General features: G+C 39.8%; 20 protein-coding genes and 1 pseudogene. 10 read left to right on the top strand and 11 right to left on the bottom strand.

Annotated features, from left to right (window positions below; genetic code table 11):
• Positions 1 to 167: 167 nt before the first annotated feature.
• From H5088_RS17640 to H5088_RS17630, 3 genes are all read right to left on the bottom strand, one after another.
• Positions 168 to 1169, bottom strand: a complete 1002-nt coding sequence (locus H5088_RS17640) for a branched-chain amino acid aminotransferase (protein ID WP_310737277.1) — start codon at positions 1167 to 1169, stop codon at positions 168 to 170.
• Between the two features lie 191 nt (positions 1170 to 1360).
• Positions 1361 to 2413: an acyl-CoA desaturase gene (locus tag H5088_RS17635; protein ID WP_024595642.1), complete on the bottom strand. Its 1053-nt coding sequence runs from the start codon at positions 2411 to 2413 to the stop codon at positions 1361 to 1363.
• Entirely contained in the window at positions 2410 to 3453 is a 1044-nt protein-coding gene (locus H5088_RS17630) for a flavin reductase family protein (protein WP_182754003.1), read from the bottom strand. The genes H5088_RS17635 and H5088_RS17630 overlap by 4 nt, the downstream gene beginning before the upstream one ends.
• 268 nt (positions 3454 to 3721) lie before the next feature.
• On the opposite strand from H5088_RS17630, the gene H5088_RS17625 reads away from it, so the two are divergent.
• From H5088_RS17625 to H5088_RS17595, 7 genes and pseudogenes are all read left to right on the top strand, one after another.
• The gene (locus tag H5088_RS17625; protein ID WP_182754001.1) at positions 3722 to 4897 is read left to right on the top strand and encodes a PQQ-dependent sugar dehydrogenase; all 1176 of its coding nucleotides are present in this window, start codon (positions 3722 to 3724) and stop codon (positions 4895 to 4897) included.
• Positions 4898 to 5041: 144 nt separating this feature from the next.
• Complete coding sequence (locus H5088_RS17620) at positions 5042 to 5221, top strand: DUF6435 family protein (RefSeq protein ID WP_007375469.1); 180 nt, start codon at positions 5042 to 5044, stop codon at positions 5219 to 5221.
• A 612-nt stretch (positions 5222 to 5833) separates the two neighbouring features.
• Positions 5834 to 6070, top strand: a complete 237-nt coding sequence (locus H5088_RS17615; protein WP_024600116.1) for a DUF3144 domain-containing protein — start codon at positions 5834 to 5836, stop codon at positions 6068 to 6070.
• Positions 6071 to 6190: 120 nt separating this feature from the next.
• On the top strand, positions 6191 to 7000 hold the full coding sequence (locus tag H5088_RS17610; protein WP_182753999.1) for a hypothetical protein: 810 nt from the start codon (positions 6191 to 6193) through the stop codon (positions 6998 to 7000).
• Between the two features lie 72 nt (positions 7001 to 7072).
• A pseudogene (locus H5088_RS17605) lies at positions 7073 to 7216 on the top strand (transposase); the annotation flags it as partial.
• A 126-nt stretch (positions 7217 to 7342) separates the two neighbouring features.
• Positions 7343 to 7486, top strand: a complete 144-nt coding sequence (locus tag H5088_RS20500) for a DUF3465 domain-containing protein (RefSeq protein ID WP_232007048.1) — start codon at positions 7343 to 7345, stop codon at positions 7484 to 7486.
• A gap of 43 nt (positions 7487 to 7529) precedes the next feature.
• Complete coding sequence (locus tag H5088_RS17595; RefSeq protein ID WP_024597909.1) at positions 7530 to 7868, top strand: hypothetical protein; 339 nt, start codon at positions 7530 to 7532, stop codon at positions 7866 to 7868.
• A 108-nt stretch (positions 7869 to 7976) separates the two neighbouring features.
• Here the strand turns inward: H5088_RS17595 and H5088_RS17590 are convergent, their stop codons facing one another.
• From H5088_RS17590 to H5088_RS17560, 7 genes are all read right to left on the bottom strand, one after another.
• The gene (locus tag H5088_RS17590; protein WP_182695591.1) at positions 7977 to 8420 is read right to left on the bottom strand and encodes a GNAT family N-acetyltransferase; all 444 of its coding nucleotides are present in this window, start codon (positions 8418 to 8420) and stop codon (positions 7977 to 7979) included.
• Positions 8421 to 8480: 60 nt separating this feature from the next.
• Positions 8481 to 9074, bottom strand: coding sequence for a DUF2238 domain-containing protein (locus H5088_RS17585; RefSeq protein WP_182753997.1), 594 nt, complete (start codon positions 9072 to 9074; stop codon positions 8481 to 8483).
• A gap of 61 nt (positions 9075 to 9135) precedes the next feature.
• Positions 9136 to 9927: an SDR family oxidoreductase gene (locus H5088_RS17580; RefSeq protein WP_182753995.1), complete on the bottom strand. Its 792-nt coding sequence runs from the start codon at positions 9925 to 9927 to the stop codon at positions 9136 to 9138.
• Positions 9928 to 9987: 60 nt separating this feature from the next.
• Entirely contained in the window at positions 9988 to 10491 is a 504-nt protein-coding gene (locus tag H5088_RS17575) for a DUF962 domain-containing protein (protein ID WP_010553511.1), read from the bottom strand.
• A gap of 84 nt (positions 10492 to 10575) precedes the next feature.
• On the bottom strand, positions 10576 to 10983 hold the full coding sequence (locus H5088_RS17570; protein WP_182753993.1) for a hypothetical protein: 408 nt from the start codon (positions 10981 to 10983) through the stop codon (positions 10576 to 10578).
• A gap of 71 nt (positions 10984 to 11054) precedes the next feature.
• The gene (locus tag H5088_RS17565) at positions 11055 to 11729 is read right to left on the bottom strand and encodes a Crp/Fnr family transcriptional regulator (RefSeq protein WP_182711610.1); all 675 of its coding nucleotides are present in this window, start codon (positions 11727 to 11729) and stop codon (positions 11055 to 11057) included.
• A gap of 3 nt (positions 11730 to 11732) precedes the next feature.
• Positions 11733 to 12404, bottom strand: a complete 672-nt coding sequence (locus H5088_RS17560; RefSeq protein ID WP_182753991.1) for a hypothetical protein — start codon at positions 12402 to 12404, stop codon at positions 11733 to 11735.
• A gap of 676 nt (positions 12405 to 13080) precedes the next feature.
• Between H5088_RS17560 and H5088_RS17555 the strand changes: the two genes are divergently transcribed.
• From H5088_RS17555 to H5088_RS17545, 3 genes are all read left to right on the top strand, one after another.
• Complete coding sequence (locus H5088_RS17555; protein WP_149602463.1) at positions 13081 to 16047, top strand: TonB-dependent receptor; 2967 nt, start codon at positions 13081 to 13083, stop codon at positions 16045 to 16047.
• A gap of 102 nt (positions 16048 to 16149) precedes the next feature.
• The gene (locus tag H5088_RS17550; protein ID WP_182753989.1) at positions 16150 to 17700 is read left to right on the top strand and encodes a tryptophan halogenase family protein; all 1551 of its coding nucleotides are present in this window, start codon (positions 16150 to 16152) and stop codon (positions 17698 to 17700) included.
• Positions 17693 to 19180, top strand: coding sequence for a tryptophan halogenase family protein (locus H5088_RS17545; protein ID WP_182720436.1), 1488 nt, complete (start codon positions 17693 to 17695; stop codon positions 19178 to 19180). The genes H5088_RS17550 and H5088_RS17545 overlap by 8 nt, the downstream gene beginning before the upstream one ends.
• 77 nt (positions 19181 to 19257) lie before the next feature.
• Here H5088_RS17545 and H5088_RS17540 read toward each other — a convergent pair whose 3' ends face one another.
• Positions 19258 to 21834: an exo 1,3/1,4-beta-D-glucan glucohydrolase gene (locus tag H5088_RS17540; protein ID WP_182753987.1), complete on the bottom strand. Its 2577-nt coding sequence runs from the start codon at positions 21832 to 21834 to the stop codon at positions 19258 to 19260.
• Positions 21835 to 21994 lie beyond the last annotated feature (160 nt).

The following is a 21994-nucleotide window of genomic DNA, read 5'->3' as shown; positions in this document are numbered from 1 at the left end:
TACCAAGCGCACAGGGCGTGCATCTGTGAAAGTGTTATGGCAAGGATGGCTTAAGTTACAAGCCATCCTGGAAGGCTACGATTTAGCAAAATCTCTTGAGTCAGACTTGTGATCAAGAGACAGCCGATTAGGTGGCTTTTTAATGCGAGTTGCTGATAAATCTATAATTAGATTTTAGTTAACCAGCCGTGCTTGTCTTCACTTTTACCCCATTGAATATCGTTCAATGCTTGGCGAAGGCGTGCAGTCGTTGGGCCTGGCTCGCCAGTACCTACTTTGTACTCTTTATCGTTATGAATAAATGTACCCACAGCAGTTAGTACAGCTGCAGTGCCCGAAAGCGCCGCTTCAGTACCTGGTTTAGCAGCACGCTCTAATAGCTCAGTAACGCTAAAGTTACGCTCGCTTACCGTCATACCTAAATCTTTGGCTATGGTTAAAATACTATTACGCGTTACACCATGTAAAAACGTGCTATCGAGCGCTTTAGTAATAATTTCGTTGCCATCAATAAGTATAAAGTTAGCAGCACCGGTTTCTTGTACGTCGCCACCTGGGCAAAATAAAATTTGATCTGCTTGATACTTAGTTCGTGCAGCACTAATAGGAGCTAGTGCACTGGCGTAGTTACCACCACTTTTTACCATACCCATGTGCGGAGCGCAGCGCATGCCATCTTCTTCAAGCAGTACACGCAGTGCAGTTGCACCACCGGCAAAGTAATCACCTACTGGCGATAGTAACGTGTATAAAAGCGAGCTCATTGATGGCGCTGCCGCTTTACCAATTGCAGCCTCAGTTCCAATGTGCGTTGGACGAATATACATAGAGCCCGGCGGTAATGGCGTTTCATCTGCGTATTCGCGCATAATATCGATAATCATCGCTTTTAGCATATCGCTGTCAAAACTCGGTAAGCTTAATAGCGCTGAGCTTTGTTGCATGCGTGCAATATTTGCATCCATTCTAAAAAGATAAACAGAACCATCTTCATGGCGAAAGGCTTTTAAGCCTTCAAAACATGTACTTGAATAATGAAGAACGTGCGCACCAGCATGAAGTTCAAGTTTATCGGAAGGGACAATTGAGCTTTCGCTCCATTTATTATCAGAAAAACGAGCTTGAATCATCTGCGGCATAAACACGGTACCAAATGCGGCCATTTTAATCTCTCTTGTGTGGTCTATTTCCCTCCATTGTATGACAATCACACGCTATTTAACCATAGCTAAAGTAAGGCTTTTTTAATTAACTATGAGAATTTTTTGCAAGTGCTGTTTACTAATCAACCGCTTTGGGTGCTATAAACAAAAAAATCGGCTAATACAGTTGCACTAGCCGATTCTTAAAGGTAAATAATTTACTTGAACGAATATCTAATAATACGTTTTAACACCGAGGTATACTGTTTAAAAAAGCTACCTGTATGGTAATCAATACCGTGTTTTTTCAAAACGGCTTGTACTTGAGGTGCAACTTCTTGATAGCGCGAAGACGGCATATCAGGAAATAAGTGATGCTCTATTTGGCAGCTCAAATGCCCCGTTAAAACATGAAACCAATGCGACCCTTTAATATTTGACGAGCCCAGTACTTGGCGATAATACCACTGTCCTTGCGTTTCGTTTACGCAGTCTTCTTGTTTAAAAGTTTGCGTTTCTTCAGTAAAGTGACCACAAAATATTATGGTTGATGTCCATAAATTACGGATTAAGTTTGCTACTAAATTACCCGCCAATACCCATAAAAATAAAGGGCCTGCAAGTAACGGAAATATCGCATAATCTTTAATTAACTGGCGAGCGCCTTTACTAAAAAAGCGTTGCTTTAATGTAGAGTGCGATACAAGCCCTTCACGGTTTTCTTTCTTTTTACCGATAAAAACACGCTCTGCAGCTAACTCGTGATACGACACGCCCCACTGGAATAACACACTTAAATTAATATACGTAAAAAACTGCCATACATTTTTAAAGCGCCATTTAAAATCATCGCTTAAACGCAACAAGCCATAACCAAAGTCTCTGTCTTTACCAATAATATTAGTATACGTATGGTGTTCAAAGTTATGAACGCGGTGCCAACTTTGTCCATCGCACGCTATGTCCCACTCATAATGTTGTGAGTTAAGTTGCTTGTCGTTCATCCAATCGTATTGACCATGCATTACATTGTGGCCAATTTCCATATTGTCTAAAATTTTAGCAAGCGCTAATAGCAGCACGCCTGCAACCCACAATAGTGGCTGAATAAAACCAAGCATAAGCAAAATTCGCCCGCTCCATTCACACACTCGCTGTTTGCGCACAACAGAGCGAATATAGTCAGCATCTTGTTGGCCAACTTTGCCAAGGGTGTCCATTTTAATGGCATCTAGCTCGCTTGCGAGCATGTCATAGTTAATGTTTTTCATAATTGTAACTCCAAATCACTAACAGGTTGGCTTACGCAAAGTTGTATTAATTGCTCGCCGTTGTCACTCAATTCACCTGTTTTTAAATTACGTACCACGCCTGACTTTTTAATACATTGGCATTGATGGCAAATACCAATACCGCAACCGCGTTTAACGGGGAGCTTTTTTTCTTCAAACTGAGTCAGTAAAACATCGTTGCCCGATACAACATGGGCACTGGCGTTAATTTTTACATTAAATTGGCTGTCGCCGTTTAAGCTAGGCAGCGCCAAACCAAAGGCTTCTTGGTAGTAATTTAGCTTATGCGTTTTAGCAAAATCGCTCACCGTTTGCATAAATGGCGCAGGACCACAGCAGTAAATATCTGGGTTTCCCCACGGCTTAATATTGCTGGTTATATCGCTTGATTGCTCACGCGTTAATAATAAAAACGAAAAATGCTCAAATTGCGCTGCCAACTCACTTAGCTCATCAACACATTGATGCTCAGTGGCTTTTGCGTAATACACTAACGACACTTTTTGCGTAGTTTGGCTTAAGTAATCATCAAGCATAGCCAGCATAGGTGTTATACCCGAGCCGCCTGCAATAAAAGTGGCTGGCGTGTGTGTGTTTTTAAACACAAAGTCGCCGCTTGGCGCAGAAATATTGCACCACAAACCCGCTTTTAATGCGCTACTGAGTAAACCTGTAAAGCGCCCTTGCGCATTTGTTCTGATTAGTAAGCGCACCAAACCTGTATTTTTAAATTGCTGAGCGCTTGAGGCCACGGTAAAAACGCGTGTTAATAATCGCCCATTAATTTCAAGCGTTAAACTTATATGCTGCCCTGACGTATGCGCCTGCCATTGTTTGCTTGGCTTAAGTTGTACACTTAAAAAACCGCCATCAAGTACAGCTGTACTAACTACTTGCGCTCTAAACTGCCCTGCACGCCATGCAGGTTTAAACACCTGCATTATTGGCTCTATGTAGCCTGCAAAACTTTGATGGTGTAAAAACCATTTTGAAAATTGGTTTAGTACTTGAGTCATCATGGTTAAATCTCTATCAAATCTTAATTATTTTGAACTTACACGTGTACGCCCAAAACTTCAGCGCACAAGTGTACGCTCAAATTTTAAGTTTTCAACCCCAATAGAGTAATTATTCAATTTTTTTATTAGCGCTAATTGCTAAAACAATTTCCTGTGAAGAGGTAATTTTATAAATAGAAGTGTGTATTTTTCATTCAACTCAACACTTAACAAATTTATTTATGCCATGATAAGGTTGTGTAAGGTTAGATTAATTTTGGAAGCCATAATGATAAATTTAATGTCACATAACACACTCCCTAAACTAATAAGTGCAGGCCTAGCCATTGCTATATTTGCTACTAACGCACCCGCGCATGCAAAAAGCGATTACGTAAAAAACTATAAAGAACTCGATACTTTAGCGCTTAGCGTTAACGCAATAACAGCGGCAGAAGGTGTGGTTATACCTTGGGCTATTGAGCCTTTAGCTAATGGTGATTTATTAATATCTGAGCGCAGTGGGACGTTATTTTTATTACCTAAAAATACCACTACGTTAACTAAAGTCTCTGGGCTGCCCGACATTGACGCTAATGGCCAAGGTGGATTGCTTGATTTATCACTACACACCGATAGTAAGCAAAACCAATGGCTATACTTTAGTTACTCAAGTAGTGAGGGCAAAGGAAGCGGCAGTAACACCGCCTTAATGCGCGCTAAGCTAAGTGACGATCATACGCAGTTGTCTGATCAGCAATTGCTGTACAAAGGCGAGCATAATAGTACCAAAGGCCAGCACTATGGCAGTCGTATTGTGTTTGATGATGAAGGTTATGTTTATTTTTCAATTGGCGATCGCGGCTCGCGCGACATAAACCCGCAAGATCTCACGCGGGACGGCGGTAAAATTTATCGCTTACACGAAAATGGTAATATCCCAAGTGATAATCCGTTTGTTAAACAAAAAAATGCAAAACATGCGGTATGGTCTTATGGACACCGTAATCCACAAGGCATGTGGTTTGATAATCAAAATAATATTTTATGGTCTCACGAACACGGGCCACGCGGCGGCGATGAGCTTAATATAATAAAAAAAGGCGCTAACTACGGATGGCCTTTAGTAAGTTATGGCGTTAACTACAGCGGTACCAAGTTTACAGACCTTAATGAAAAAGACGGCATGCAATCGCCCGTATTACACTGGACCCCTTCAATTGCCCCTTCCGATATGTTGTATGTAACGAGTGATAAATACCCAAAGCTTAAAGGTAAGCTATTATTAGCATCAATGAAATTTGCATTTATTAGCGCATTGGAAATCTCAAAGGGTAAGGTTGTTAAGCAATATAAAATACTCGATGGAATAGGCAGAGTACGCAGCTTAGCCCAAGGCAGTGATGGTTTTATTTATTTAGGTATTGATGGCCAAGGTATTAAACGCCTAGAGCCAGAAACGTAAGCACTAGCACTGGCACGCAAAATTACACTGCGTTTACTTTGCGCTTTTAAAGCGCAAAGTAAACATTTTCACCAAACAAAGAACTATTAAGCCAATTAATGCGTACACTAAATACATATAATTTAATAAATTAAGAGAATACTAATGTTTTCATTTTTAAAGCCTGATCCCGTAAAAAAACTGCGTAAAGAATACGACGTAAAACTAGAGCAAGGCATGCAGGCACAAAGAAAAGGCGACATTAAAAGCTTCGCAATGTTAAGCGCCGAAGCCGAAAAAATCTGGAGTGAAATAGAAACTCTAGAGGCAAAAAAAGCTAAATAATACCAATCGTGTTAAGTTATTAGACATTTATAGCGACGGGTAAATAGAGTGATAACAAGGCATAAATTTCGACATGTAGTTGTTCTACATGAGAAGTTTATAACGCCGTTAACGCTTTATTTAGCACGCTAGAAAGGCTAAATATTTAAGTCGACTGGTATAAGATACTTAAACGCGTCTACCCTGTTTTAAAAGAAGGAAGACGCGTTTAGTAAATAATTCATGACCTCGCTTTACAGCTTCCACCATCCCTAAACCCCCTTCTATAATATGTTTACACAAACAAGTGTGCTTAAAGCGTTTACTTACGTCATCGCTGGCGTTTTTTAGTGACTATTAAATGATTTAAAATCGGATTTGGTTTTCATTTTAAATACTTAATTGCTGAATTTATGTACCGCGCTGGCGTTTTTCCTCCTAAGTCAAAAAACGAGGACGTTTTCCTCTTTTCTGCATATTATTAAAAGAACAGCCCGACTCAAAGTTTAATACTCGCAATGTGTTACAGGATTTGTTATTAATATTAAAAATAATTAAGAGGACATACTTTGCTCATAAAAGAGGAAAGTGTCCTCTGATAAAGCTATTATATGTTTAGGGAATGTTCAGAGTATGGATGAAAAATTTGAAGAAGTAGTCGGCCGGTATTTAGAAAAAGCGATTGAAGTTGAGACTGAGACTTCAATGTCTCAAGCAAGCTCTTCAATGCTATTTGCTACCGCTTGCTACAATGCTCAAAACATTCTTGATAAATCATCCCCAAACAACCTCGAAGCTAATATTACAGAGTATATTGAAATGTATGAGGATATGCTTAGGAACTCTATTGAGCACTACTCCAGCAAATAAACATATAACAAGGCAAATCAACAAGGACTAAAACTGGTTGGCTTTAGTCACTTCGTTCCTAAATTTTAGCCAACCACTTTTAGCCTGTTATTGTGGGCGTTATACGTTTAAGGAGGTTTGGTGAACGGACTCTGTGCATTGTGTAGAAAATCAGCGAAGCTTAAAGATAGTCACTTTATGCCTAAAGCTATTTACCGATCAATTAGTAAAGGTTTCCCTGAACACGGACAAAACATTGTTTTGATTAATGGCTCAGATAAATCAGCAGCCTATACAGACAAGCAAGCTAAAAAACATTTACTTTGTGAAAGTTGTGAATTGAAATTCTCCAAAAATGGGGAAGAAAAAGTAATTTCTTTTATGGCTCGACCTAACGGTTTTAAACTAGCTACAAAGATAAAAAAATTTAAAGCGTTGTCTCATGTACAAGATGAAAGATGGTATTTTCCTTCCAACGATAAAATAGCACTTAATTTCATGTACTTTGCTGTAAGCATTGCTTGGAGATTGTCCGTAACAGATTGGAGCGGGTACGGTATTCCTGATACAAAGAATTCAATTCGTGAAGAAAGCATGGTTGCTTTTTCAGATTACCTATTAGGAAATACTGAATTTCCTGCAAATACATACCTAGCTGTATATGTTGATAATCAAATAGTAGATAAACCAACAATGGGTTTTCCAACAGTTAAAAACCATGATGGCTACCAACATATAGTGTTTAATATTCCTGGACTCAAATTTAGCTTGTTAGCAGGCAACAATCCAGGGGCGGATATTAGTGAAACATTCTCTATTAATACAACTAACGTTTATTTTGTTAGTCGTAGTTTAAAAACACACCCTGATTATCATTTCATGGTTAACTTTTTAAAAAATGAATCAGTTGCAAAGGGACGGTTACTGAAAGAGTGCAGCAAAAACGTATAACAAGTCACTCAAAAGGACTGTGCTCCTCACCCGTTTTAGTGGACACCTCCTCATCACTATGAGGAGACTAAAATGCCTAGATATACTCAAGCTAGAAAGACACGGTTTTACCCAGTTAATTTCAAAATCAAAGCAGTCGAACTAAGCTTACGAGACGATGTCTTGATAAAGGAGGTTGCTAAGACGCTTGATATTCATCCGTTAATGCTCAGTCGTTGACGAAAAGATTCCTATATTAAACGTCGATAATAAAGGCTGGCGTCATCAAAAGTTTATTCTTAAATTAAGTTCAGCATTACTATTTTAATCGCACATAACATTGACCTAGCCCCAAAAATTAAATTGATTTCGAAAAGTGATAATGTTCAATTTTATAGAGAGTATGAGTGGAATAAAAAGGTGGCCGTAGTACACTGGACTCATAAAGATCCCAACGGATATCATGTTGGTGGTTGGTTAAAACACAAAGGTAAAATATACCAATAGCTTTATAGCAATCTGTTAAAGTAAAAAGGTAAGGAAAACGAAAATGACAATGCAATGGATCGCAATTTTGGCGGCTTTAGGCTGGTGTTTATTACAAGTAATACTTTTGCTTATATCTTCACAATGTATTTTTTTAATGATCGAGTTTCGCTCTGATAATGAGCATAAACTGTATCAAAAACTTCTATCAAACTTTATTAAATATCTTTTTTACTCCTTATTTATTTTACCACTCATCTCTCTAGGTTTGTTTATATATGGTGTTATTAACATTAAAGAATGGTGTGAACTTAAGCCTGGATTGTGGGTATTTGCTGCTTGGTGGGTGGCTCTATTTGTACTTTCTTATGCTCTATCAATGAAGAAAAAATATCGTATTTAAAAGAGTATTAATATCTACCGCCAAAAAGTTTATAACATCAAAAAACAGCTTACTAATTAGCTATATAGTGAATCATAAAAAAAATAACCCCACTTTAGAAAGTACTCTCTACTTACTATCACCATACACATTCTCAGGATTTATTTGCATTAGCAGTGCTGGGTTGTCTATCGGTTTAAACCCGTATTGCGCATAAAGCCCGTGGGCATCAGAAGTCGCTAATAAAAAGCGCCTGAGCCCTTGTAGCTCAGGGTGCTCTACTATCGTTTTAATGAGTAACTTACTCAGCCCATTTCCTTGCAAGTGCGGGGCAATAAATACATCGGCTAAATAGGCAAAGGTTGCTTTATCGGTCACTACCCTAGCAAAGCCAACTTGTTCGTTATGAGCGCTGTAAACACCAAAGCACATTGAGTTATCAATAGCCGATTGCATCACGCTTTTAGGGATGCCTTTGGCCCAATAGCTGTTAGCAATAAAGTTATAAATAACATTAAAGTTAAGTTTGCTTTTATCTGTGCTGATTGAGTAGTTACTAATTTTTGCTGTCATACGTTAGTAGTCTTTTTTATCAATGTTTTTATAAACATTTCTATAGAACGTTCCTATAGCCTATAAATAATCTTTAACGTTTTTTAGCTGTTTGTCGTGTACTTTTGAAAGTACTAATAGCGAGCAAATAGCCCCAAATAACGCCAGTCCCATATCTGATTGGGTATCCCACACGTAACCTTGCGTGCCTAAAAACGCTTCTGCGTTTTCGCCGCTTAACACTGCAACCCACCACTCTATTAATTCGTAAAAGGCGCTAAATGCTAAACATACCGAAATAACAAAGCTGATTAACCAGCCTCGACCATTTACTACTTTTTTGCGCAGTAAAATTTCGCGTGCTAGTAGTGCAGGTACAAAGCCTTGAAAAAAGTGCCCTACTTTGTCGTAGTTATTACGCTCGCTACCAAATAAATTATCGAAAAAAGGGACTTCGGCGTAGGTGTAATGCCCGCCAATCATCAGCACAATGCAATGCGCTAAAATAAATGTATATAAAATAGGGGTAAGTTTAAAGTGGCTATAGGTACTTGCTAGCAGCACTAAACCAATAATTGCGGGGATAACTTCAAGCAGCCATGTAAATTGATCTTTTGGGTTAATACCAGACCAAATTAATACAATAAAAAACAGGCTCAACCATAAATACTTCATTTAGAATCCTTTTCTAAATTGATCACATTTACGGCATTTTACGCTTTTGAAATAAACGACGCTACCTATAGTTTATTTTTGCAGTAATGCGATTAAACAAAGTAGGAAAAAAGCGCTTAATTGTAGGCGCCCAACCACTTAAACCTTTGCCAATAATTACTTCGTCTTTTTTATCGCTAATGGCACGAATCATTTTTGAAGCCGCTACGCTTACATCCATGCCATTTTCTATCGACTCTTCTGGTTTATTTTGCGCTATGCCTTGCTCGTTTAGTGAGTTATGCGCAATTGCTGTTTTAATAGAGCCTGGGCAAATTGTTAAACAATGAATATTATGTTGTGCTACTTCTGCACGTAGGCAATCCATAAAACCAACCACCGCATATTTAGAACCCGAATAACCCGTTCTAAATTTTGAACCTACTTTACCCGCCACACTACTAATAGACACAATTGAACCACTGCGCCTTGCCACCATAGTAGGTAATACAGCTTTAGTAAGTGCAATTAAGCCAAAGTAATTAACCTCCATTAATTGGCGGTACACGTTAAAGTCGTTTTCTAAAAATAAGCTACGCTGCGATACGCCGCCGTTATTAATTAAAATATCTATTGCAGGAAGCTCGCTCATTTTTGCTGTTATTGTACTCAGTACATGCTCTGGCTGTGCTAAGTCCAACGGCACAACTAAGTGCCCTTCGCCTTTAAGCGTTGCTTTTAAATCGTTTAGTTTATCTACATTGCGCGCCGATAAAATAACGCGCGCTCCAAGCTCGGCAAATTGTATAGCGAGCTCTTTACCAATACCTGATGATGCGCCGGTGATCCACACGGTTTTATTATTATATTGCATGCGTTATCTGCCCTTTTATTGTTATTTATTAGGTTTTATAAAGGTACTTAGTAAAGTATTTTACGCCTTTGTAGGACCTGCTATTGCGTTTACTTCATCTTCTAATGTTTTGTAAAAACCCATTAAAAATAGTAGCTCAACAGTTACGTACAAAGGGCCAATAATTAAACCAATTAGGTCATCCACAAACGCCGGTTTTTTACCTTCGTAATAGTGCCCAATAAACTGTAATACCCAGCCAAATACAAACACACCTACGCCAATACTCAACCAAGGCCAAAACGCCATTGCCGCAATAGGCTGAGCACCAACAAGGAGTAAAGTGAATATCACGGCCATAATAAAGCCAAGCGAAAAGCTCAGCATAAAATAATAAACAACCGACGCTAATACAAAAAGTTGTGCACCATCAATTACTACACTACCAAGGGGTATTTGAATGCGCGCTAGTAAACACAACGCCGCAAATACAATGAGCGGAATACCAATAAAGTGCGTTAGCACATTACGCTTAGAACGATGATATAAACCATATTTACCAAGTTGCTGTTGAAGTGTTTTCATTGTTTTGCCTTTATTTTTATATATAAAACTTACTTTAGCAAAAGTAGACACAACAACAATGTCAGGTATCCGACATTTTGTAAATTAAACAAATGCAGAAATTATTTTACCCGGCTCATGCTCACCTTTCATATCCGTTCGCTCGCGCCCTTTTTGATACTCTTGCTCAAGCATTTTTTGAAGTTTCTCTATTTTATCAGCAATTGCGCTAGGGTCTGCGCCCTCACTTTGCTGTTCTTTAATAAGCTCTTCTATTGTCGCTTTTAGCTCGTCTATTTTGTTTTTGTTTACACCTAAGCGCTGATAAACCAGTGCTTCTTGGGCACTTTCTAAAAATGTTGGTTCTTTAGGGGCTGAGGTAATGCCTTTAGTATCACTTGTTTTTACGTTAGGGAGGGTATTAGTTGCCGCAACTTCGCTTGGACCTGCCGCTTTATTTACTGTAGGAGAGTTATAATTACTATATTGATTTTTAAAGGTTATTGTAGTCATTAGCTCAAATCCATTGTTGCATTACATATTATGTAGCAATTTTGGTTCCAACTAAATAAAGCGGTCTCTATTTAAGCTTGTGTAGCACGCGCTTGTAGCTTTTGTTTATCTAAAACTGTTATGCGTTGATACCCCAAACTAATAGCTTGTAAGCTAACAAGCTGTTGCAGTATTTGATTAATAGTTTGGCGCGTTAGGTAGGTCATATCAGCAAGTTGCTGCTGAGATAAAACAAGTGGTGTTAAGTGCTCTGTATGCTCGCTAAGCATTAAAAGTCGATTGCATACTTTTTGCTCAGCGCTTAGTAATGCGTGATCTTCCATTGAGGTAAACATTAGGCGTAACTTTTGTGCCAGCAATAAACCAAACTCTTGCCAATATTGTGGCTGTTCGTTTAATAGCTGTTCAAGCGCGCGTTGGGGCACGTAAAAAAGCACAACATCAGTTTGTGCATATACATCGTGAGTGCGCAGGCCACCATCAAACAAGGTAACTTCGCCAAACCACAGTGATGAATCAATAAAGCTCAATACTGCTTCTTTGCCTTCGTTACTTACGCCACTAATACGCACCACGCCGCTAAGCACTGCATAAATTCCATCGTGCTTATCACCTCGCAAAAATAATGATTGCTGAGCCTTTAGTGAGAGCGTTTTGCCCTGCGTTAATAAAAAGCTTTTTAAATAAGCGCTACGGTTTTTAAACCAATGCCCTTGCTCTATAACGTTTTGCTGCTGTGGAGTCATTATTTACTGCATTTGCTTATTAAATGGCTGTTTTTCGATAACCAATTTTTTAGGGAAATTTAAATCGGTTGCTATAACAAAATCATCGTAAGGATCATTACCCGAAAACAGCTCAGTTATTAATGTATCGTTTTCATAAACATTAACGGTTACACCGCTGCCCATACCGCCTGAGTTAATAATATAGTAGTGATATTCGCCGTTACTAAAAAATAAAATACTCTCGCCAATACGCCCTACTTGCCTGTAGTAACTACCAAATGGTGCATCTGGTGTAGCTTCTTTTTCAAGCCCTATGTCATTAACTCTACCAAATCGATAACTAAGCGATGAGTCATCTTTTGCAACACAAATAGAAAGCACTTTATCGGTAGGCTCTAACTTGTAGGCTGTATTTTCATCTGGGTTACGCACAACTTTATGCATTTTTGCGTTAATGTAGGCTGCTTCATTACTTTTACAATGTGTTGCTAGCATACCGACCACTAAAGCGGGTTCGTGTGTTTGAGCTGCTGGAGGCGTGTTTACTTTGAGATTAGAGGGTGAGTTACTTACATTATTATTTAGCTGAGGACTACCTTGAATTGCCATACTTTGGTCGTCACAACCAAACAGAGCAAACAAGAAGAAAGAATAAAAGCTCGCTAAAAATTTAATGCGCATAATAAAATCCATCTATGAGAGAGCCTTTAAAATAGCGATAAAACTAGCGACTCGCAACACCTTATGCGCAATACTTTATAAGTTTATTTTTAAACCATCTTCTGCAAAAACTACGTTACTTTTTAGTGATTTAATTAACGATTTTTTAAACAACTACTGGTTTTTAATGACCGATTAATAAACTGAGATAGAACCGCCGCTTGATGCGTTTTCATCAATTGCGTTGTACATAATCACTACATCGGCATTTTCGCTAAGTTAGCAAATGTACCTATTTTTTGTTGAGTGACCAACGGCCGATTTATTAATTTTAGCTAGTATTAAAAGCTGATTTAAATACCTTATAAAAATGTGTAAATAACTAAATTAATCAATAATTGGTTTTCTTATAATAAAATGTTGTTACAGCACTATTGCAAACGGCTTTTTATAACCAATTGTAATTTATGATTTAAATAAAATTAAATCCAAAAAACATACATTTTAAAAACAATTTAGTCTCATTTTATTAAAACAACAGTTGACCCTATTCAAAATATAAACTAGCATTTCTGGAAGCGCTTCCACAAAATCTATTTAAACAGAACTTTCTGGAAGCGCTTCCACACATTTGACAATGTTTATAACTACACAATAACAGCCCCATACAAGCTGTTAATAATAATGATAAAAGCGCGAGGGAAACCGAATGTCCAACCATATTGTAAGAAAAACAAAGATAGCGACCAGCCTATCTCTGATTTTAGGTGCATCAATCTCTTTGCCTGTATATGCACAAGAAGCAAATACAGATGTTGAAGTAATCCAAGTTACTGGTTTTAAAAGCAGTATTAAAGAGTCGACTCGTTTAAAACGCGACGCCGCCGGTGTTGTAGATGCTATATCAGCTGAAGATATTGGTAAATTCCCAGATACCAACTTAGCCGAGTCGCTACAGCGTATTACGGGTGTGTCGATTGATCGCTCAAATGGTGAAGGCTCTAAAGTAACGGTTCGTGGTTTTGGCCCCGACTACAATATGGTAACCCTAAACGGGCGTACAATGCCGGCGGCATCTTTGCCTGCAGGCGGTGGTACACCCAGCTCTCGTGCATTTGATTTTGCAAACTTAGCGTCTGATAGCGTTAAATCGGTTGAAGTATATAAAACTGGTAAAGCAAGCATTGCATCAGGTGGTATTGGCGCAACAATTAATATTAATACCGCTCGCCCACTTGATAACCCAGGCTTTGTTTCAAGCATTGGCGTAAAAGCTTTACACGACTCAACAAACCGCGTTGGTGATGACATAACACCTGAGCTTTCGGGCTTAATTAGCTGGACCGACAGTGAAGCTAAATTTGGTGCCTCGTTAACTGCAAGCATGCAACAACGCGATAGCTCATCAACAGGTGCGTTTGTAAATCAATGGAATACATCAGCTTTTGACGGCACAATCCCACAAGCTGCAGACGATATTGTTTTAACTAATGCACCCGCCGTTGGCCAGCTTTATTCAATGCCATCAGATTTGCGCTACACCATTGCCGACAGAGAACGTACTCGTACAAACGCGCAATTAACGCTGCAATACAGCCCTATTGACGATTTAACAGCCACGCTTGATTACACATATTCTAAGCAAGATTTATTCGAAGCCCGTGCTGAGCAATCAATTTGGATGGATAACTACAAAAGCGCGCTAACATTTGACGACAACACGGTAAAAACCCCTATTTATTACCGAGAAGAACGTCGCGATCAGCAAACACGCGATTTAGGTTTAGCGTTTCAAGAGCTAAACCAAGTTAACCAAAACGATTCTATTGGTTTAAACGTTGAGTACTATTTCAACTCAGAATTAAGCTTTATGTTTGATGCGCACAATTCAAAAGCCACTAGCAAACCAGATGCACCTTACGGCAGCTGGGTAAACGCAGGCTTAGGCGCAAACGTAGTTAACGCACAAGAAGTTGATTTTAGCCGCGAGCTTCCATCAATGAGTATCGATTTTGATGATTGCCGCCGAGATAACCTAAATTGTAATAACACATTAGATGCCTCTGATGTGGGTACGTCTATTTTAGATTCTAACTTTGCTCGCCAAGAATCTGAAATCACAGAATTTAGAATCCATGGTAAATACGAAATTGAAAACGGGGCAATTGACTTTGGTATAGAGTCTCGCTCTATGGAAAGCCATTCACTGCAATCACTTACACGTAATACAATGGGTAACTGGGGTATAGAAAACCCAGGCGAACTACCTGATGGCTACCTAAACCCAACAAACTTTTTAGCTGAGTTTGACGACTACGATACATCGGGCTCGTTCAACCAAGGTTATACTGGCAGCGCATCTCAAATTGGTTACTGGGCAGGTGAAGAATACGGTTTTAACTTTGCAGCCGATGGCGCATTTGCAACAAACCGCACCATTGAAGAAGACATAACCGCTGCGTTTGTGCAATTTACTTACAATGGTTACATTGGCGATATGCCATACAACATTGTTATTGGCGCGCGCCAAGAGTCTACCGACATTACCTCAACGGCTAATATCGATTTACCTAACGCAGTAGCGTGGGAAGGTAATAACGACTTTAATGTTCGTTTTGGCTCAGCTAAAGAAGATTTCACGCTTAAATCTAGCTACGATCACTTTTTACCAAGCTTTGACTTTGACATAGAAGTAATTGAAAACGTAAAAGCGCGTTTTTCTTATAGCACGACAATTGCTCGCCCAACTTACGATAACTTAAGTTCAGCAGCGACTGTTGGTGTACCAGGTGCCCCTACTCTTTTAGCGGGTTCTTCACCGGCTACAGCGTCAACGGGTAATCCTGGTTTAGTGCCGCTTGAATCAGATAATATTGATGTATCGGCTGAGTGGTACTTTGCAGAAACAAGTTATGTGTCGGTAGGTTATTACACTAAAGACATCGAAAACTTTATTGGTTTAACACCAATGACGCAAAACTACTACGGATTACGCGATGCAACAGCGGGTCCTCGCGCACAAGCTGCCATTGCTGAGCTAGAATCTCGCGGACTTGCTCTAACCGATTCAAACTTATTTCAAATGGTTGCCGCAACAGAAAATGGCGTTGATTTTGACTCTATGACCTACGAAGAGTTTGAAGCCGCTTACGATGTAATTGCTAACAGCGATGACCCATTACTAGAATTTACAGCGCAAGTACCTACCAACAATAAAAATGCCACCATTGATGGTTTTGAAATTGCCTTTCAGCACTTTTTTGGTGAAAGCGGTTTTGGTGTGCAAGCAAACTACACCACAGTTAATGGCGACATAGACTTTGATGTAAACGCTGACCCTACTACAACACAATTTGCACTAGTGGGTTTAAGCGATACAGCTAACTTTATTGCAATGTACGAAAACGATGATTTTCAAGCACGTATTGCTTACAACTGGCGTGATAAGTTTTTAAATAGCGCAGCTCGATACGTAAACGAGCCAGGCTTTACTGAAGAATATTATCAAATCGACTTTAATGTTGCGTACAACTACAGCGAACAACTATCGTTTTTTGTTGAAGGCCTTAACATTACTGAACAAAACAGCCGCGAACATGGCCGTACGTCAGTTCAATTGTGGAACCTACAACAGCTAGGTGCACGTTACAATATTGGTATGCGTTACAACTTCTAAAGGTAATACAAAGTGAAGCCGTTAGTTTTTACTAGCGGCTTTTTTGTATTTAAAACAGTATTAATGCTAGTTTAATTGTTATCAACTTTAGGGTGTTAACTCATGACCAAACCAATAACAAAAATAGTCGTTTTAGGTGGTGGTACTGCCGGCTGGCTAAGCGCAGGCTTATTAGCCGCCGAACACCCGCACCTTAATGTAACGTTAGTGGAGTCGGCAAATGTGCCTATATTGGGCGTCGGCGAAGGCACATGGCCGTCAATGCGTAACACGCTGCAGCGCATTGGCATTAAAGAAATTGATTTTATAACCCAGTGCGACGCATCATTTAAGCAAGGTTCTAAATTTATAAATTGGCGCAACCTCAGCGAGGGAGAAAACTACTACCACCCTTTTATGAATCCACAAGGCTACGAGCACACTAATTTACACGCCAGCTGGCAACGCATTGCACCTGATCAAAAATTTGCCGACGTTGTTAATATGCAAAGCTTTGTATGCCAAGCAGCACTTGCACCAAAACAATTACAAACACCCGAATATGCAGCGGTCACCAACTATGGCTATCATTTAGATGCGGGTAAATTTGCTGAGTTTTTAAAAAATCACTGTGTTAAAAATCTAAACGTTACACATATTATTGACGATGTAACCGAGGTTATTAACGACGAGCATGCCTATATTGCTTCATTAAAAACAAATAATAATGGCGATATAACAGGTGATTTATTTATAGATTGCTCAGGCTCTCGTGCTCGTTTAATTGGTGAGCATTTTAATAGTGAGTTTATAGCGCAAGATCATATTTTATTTAATAACAGCGCTGTTGCGGCGCAAATACCTAATGCACACACCGATCAGCCAATCGCCTCTGCTACGCTATCTACAGCGCAAAGTAACGGCTGGATTTGGGATATAGCCCTGCCAACACGCCGTGGTACAGGTTATGTATTTAGTAGTAAATATCAAAGTGATGAAAGCGCAACAAATACACTAAAAAGCTACATAGCCAAAAGCACCAGTGAGCAACAAGCTGAGCAACTTACCTACCGTGTATTAAAATACAGCCCTGGTTACAGGGAACAATTTTGGATTAAAAACTGTGTTGCCGTGGGTATGTCAGCTGGCTTTTTAGAGCCGCTTGAAGCGTCAGCTCTTGCTATGGTTGAACTTTCAATTAGCATGATAAGCGAGCAACTACCGCAAAACCGCACCCACATGAGCCAGCTTGCAAGTCGTTTTAACAGCCGCTTTAGCACTCGTTGGCAGCGCGTTATTGAATTTTTAAAACTTCATTATGTACTAAGCGAGCGCGACGACACTCCCTATTGGCAAGATATTGGTAATTTAAATACCGCGCCCGAGCGCCTGCAAAACTTACTTAAGCTTTGGCAATTTCAGCCCCCTAGCCGCTTTGATTTTATTGAAAACGAAGAAGTGTTTTCATCAAGCAGTTACCAATACGTTTTATATGGCATGGGCTTTGATACACAAACAGTATCTGCACAAAATACATTTAACGACCCACGCGCTGGGGATTACTATTATCAGCAAAATCGCGAAAAAATAGCGCAGTGCTTAAATGGACTGCCAAGTAATCGCGCGCTTTTAAATCATCTTTTATCAAATAATGGGCAGCCACATAATGACTAAAACAAACGCTGTTAAAAACGTAGTAATTGCTGGAGGCGGCACTGCAGGTTGGATGGCCGCAGCGGCACTTGCTAAACTAGTTGGTAACAATATAAACATAACCCTTGTTGAATCTGACGATATTGGCACTGTAGGTGTTGGCGAAGCAACAATTCCGCCTATTCGTACATTTCATAAATTGCTGGGTATAAACGAGCAAGCATTTATGAAAGCCACTCAAGCCAGCTTTAAATTAGGTATTAGCTTTGAAAACTGGGGCGATGAAAACACGCATTATATTCACTCATTTGGCGCAACGGGCAAAGAATGTTGGGCGGGTGAATTTCATCACTTTTGGCTGCAAGGTAAAGCACTTGGAATAAACAACCCATTTGGCGATTACTGCTACGAGCTGCAAGCGGCTAAAGCCGGTAAGTTTGCGTTTAATCAGCAAAACCCTATTAACTATGCCTACCATATGGATGCCACGCGTTACGCGCAGTTTTTACGTGAATTTTCAGAGCCACTAGGTGTAAAACGCGTTGAAGGTAAAATACAAAAAGTAGTAAAAAACCCTAAAACGGGCCATATAGAATCATTGATTTTAAATAATGGCGAGCACATTAACGGCGATTTTTTTATTGATTGCACTGGCTTTAGAGGCTTATTAATAGAGCAAGCATTGCATACTGGCTACGAAGACTGGTCGCATTTACTACCGTGTAATAGCGCCATTGCGGTGCAAACAAAATCAACCAGCGAGACCGTATTGCCACTTACCCGATCTATTGCCCACAAAAGCGGCTGGCAATGGCGTATACCGCTGCAAAACCGTGTAGGCAACGGATTAGTTTATTGCAGCCAATATATGGATGACGAACAAGCCAAAGCGCTACTATTAAATAACATTGAGGGCGAGGCGCTTACAGAGCCCCGTATTATTAAATTTAAAACAGGGCGGCGCTTAAAGGGCTGGAACAAAAACTGCCTAGCGCTTGGCCTTGCTAGCGGTTTTGTAGAGCCACTTGAATCCACCAGCATTCACTTAATTATGTCGGGTATTATTCGCTTTATGCGTTTATTTCCGTTTAATGGCATTACCAATCACGCCATTGACGAATACAACAAACAGCTTAAAAGCGAAATTGAAAATATTCGCGACTTTATTGTGCTGCACTACAAAGTAACTAATCGCGATGACAGTGAGTTTTGGCAACACTGTAGCGCCATGGAAGTGCCAAAAACACTTCAGCATAAAATTGATTTGTTTAAACAAACCGGCCGTGTATTTTTAGACGATGGCGACATTTTTAGAGTCGACTCGTGGGTGCAAGTTATGCTTGGTCAGGGTATTGAGCCTAATCAACATCATTTAATAGCCAGCATGATGAGCGATGAAGAACTCACCCGTTTTTTACACGGTATTAAGCAACAAATAGAGCAACGCGTAAGCCAATTACCGCCTCATCATGAGTTTTTAAAGCAGTATTGCCCAGCATAAATATCCTCTTTAAAAAAAGCCCTTATTACTAAGGGCTTTGAGACAACACACAATAAACTTAACTTATAAGCACTCTACTACTCACACTTTATTTTTGCTGTTTCAGCGCCTTGTGGTTCAAAGCTAATATCTGCAACTGAAACGTTAAGCTCGCCTGCCGTTTTAATAATAAAAGGGCTGGTTACTCTGGCAAAATCAACACCCTTTTTAGCAAAACACGTTAAATCTATGCTCATGGTTTGCCATGTATTTAAATCAGCATTTTCAAGATCACGGGTAATATCAAGCTCGCCGCCACAGCCTTGTTCGCACTTCATTGCAAGGTATGTTTGCGAGCTAGGTATTTGGTTTACTTTATAGCTAAAGCTAAGGGCGGAATTTGCTTCAATGTAGGCCACTTTGTCTTCGGTAAAGTTACTATTAATTTCGATGTAGCTGGGTGCAGTGCCATCAAAATTAAATTGCATCGCATCTTCTTGAATCGCTTTGTCTTCAGTGCGATAAGTAATACCGCCAAGCTTTACACTGTTACTTGCTACTTGGTGCTGCTCGCTGTTTGAATTTAAAAACAAACGCCACGGTGTTTTAAAACTGCCATTAAATATAGATAACGGCGCAAGGTTACTAACATCAACACCTGAGTCTTCATTTAGATTATTGGCAAGCGTACTTTCATCTTTATACGTTAAGCCAAAGCCATAGGGTAATAATGGTAAGTAATTAGCATCGCCCTTATTTACTGCGGTTTGTAGTGGCGATTTAGGCCACGAGAACGACAATTTACCTTTAAAGTCGTATTGTACCTGCCCACTTGCATCCGCTAATAAAACATCAGCAATGCCTTGTCCTTCAGTGCCAGGAAGCCATGCTGCTACAAATGCATCTGACGCGTTTAGCTCGCTGTTAACCCACATTGGTCTGCCCGATATAAACACCGACACCACCGCAATACCTTGCTGCTTTAATGTTTTTAATATTTTAAGAGAGCGTTTATTGTTACGTTCAAACTCAAGGTTGTCTTTATCGCCATGTCCCTCTGCGTATGGTTCTTCACCGAATACAACAATGGCTACATCGGGTTTGGTATTAAACTCACCCGTTGGGCTTAAAATAGCGTTACCGCCAGCGGCATCTATTTGCGTTTTTAGCCCCGCATAAATAGACGTTGCCCCAGGAAAATCTGCATTTTGATTATTAGTTCCCTGCCACGTAATACTCCAACCGCCCGATTGCTTGCCTATGTTATCGGCCGCATCGCCTGCTATAAGTATGTTGCTTGACGGGTTAAGCGGTAATAAATGGTTGTTGTTTTTAAGCAGTACTAACGACTCTTTTACCGCTTGGCGGGCAATATCGCGATGTGCTTGCGCACCTATTAATTCTAATTTACCTGAATATTTTCGATTTGCAGGGCTTGGTTTATCAAATAAACCCGCGCGTAATTTAACGCGTAAAATACGTGCTACGGCGTCATCTATTCGCGCCATTGTTATTGTGCCCGCTTTTACTTGTTTAATTGTATTTTCATAAAGTGGTTTCCAAGCACCCGTTGGCACCATAAAAATATCAAGCCCCGCATTAACAGCTTGCGGGCAGCTTTCATTTGTACAGCCGGCAACTTGTCCGTGCCCGTTCCAATCGCCTACAACAAAGCCATCAAAACCCATTTTTATTTTTAGTACATCGGTAAGTAAGTATTTATTGCCGTGATTTTTTTTACCATTCCAGCTATTAAACGATGCCATAACCGACTGACTACCTGCGGTTAAGCCACCTATATAACCTTGCGCATGAATGTTATATAACACCTCTTCGCTATCAATGTTATCGCCTTGATCGTCACCATCTACTGTGCCGCCATCGCCTAAAAAGTGCTTAACAGTACTAATTACGCGTTTGTCACTTAAAAAGTCTTCATCGGCTCTGCCTTGCAATCCGTTTACAATTGCGGCTGAATACTCACGTACAATTGTAGGGTCTTCTGAGTAGCCTTCGTACGTTCTGCCCCATCGGTCGTCGCGCACAACCGCAACAGTCGGTGCAAATACCCAATCTATGCCTGTTGCCATTACCTCTATTGCAGTAGCTGCTGCAATTCGCTCAATTAATGCGGGGTTATTAGCAGCACCTAAACCAATATTATGCGGAAATAACGTCGCACCAATCACATTATTATGTCCATGTACGGCATCGGTGCCCCACATGGTTGGAATTTTACTGCCATCAATTGAGTCATCAACCGAGGCTTGGTACATGCTCTCCGCAAGCGTTATCCAATCTGCAGGCGTTGCATGCTTATTAGCATTTGGGAACGAGCCACCGCCATTTAAATACGAGCCAAAACCATATTTACGCATGTCTTCAACACTAATATCGCGAATTTCAGGTTGGATCATCTGCGCTACTTTTTGCTCAAGCGTCATTGTTTTTAAGTACTGTGCAATCGTATTTTCAATTTCAGGCGTTTTCACTACTTTGCTTTTAAGCGTTGGCCAAAGTGATAAATCACCTTGCTCATGCTCAGCCTTTTTGACTACGGCGCTTTGGCTATTATTTGCGTTAATCTCTTGTTTGTTACACCCACTTAAAACGCACAATCCTCCTATTAAAATAGGGAGCATGTGTAACCTGTTAGTGTTTAAGCTTTTTTTCATTTTTATAGCCCTGTGTTGTGTCAGTGTGATTTTGTGAGCGCCTATTTGTTATTTAAATTTAACTATTGACCTACTTAGCAATAGCCACTAACCTAAATATGGAAGCGCTTCCTTAAAGTTATTAAATACCATACTTAGTGATTAATCAAATTAAATATGG

It is taken from the genome of Pseudoalteromonas sp. SR43-3 (genome assembly GCF_014163875.1).
GTDB lineage: Bacteria > Pseudomonadota > Gammaproteobacteria > Enterobacterales > Alteromonadaceae > Pseudoalteromonas > Pseudoalteromonas distincta.
Note: the sequence above shows the minus strand (reverse complement) of the source record. Positions and strands in the feature narration are given on the sequence as shown.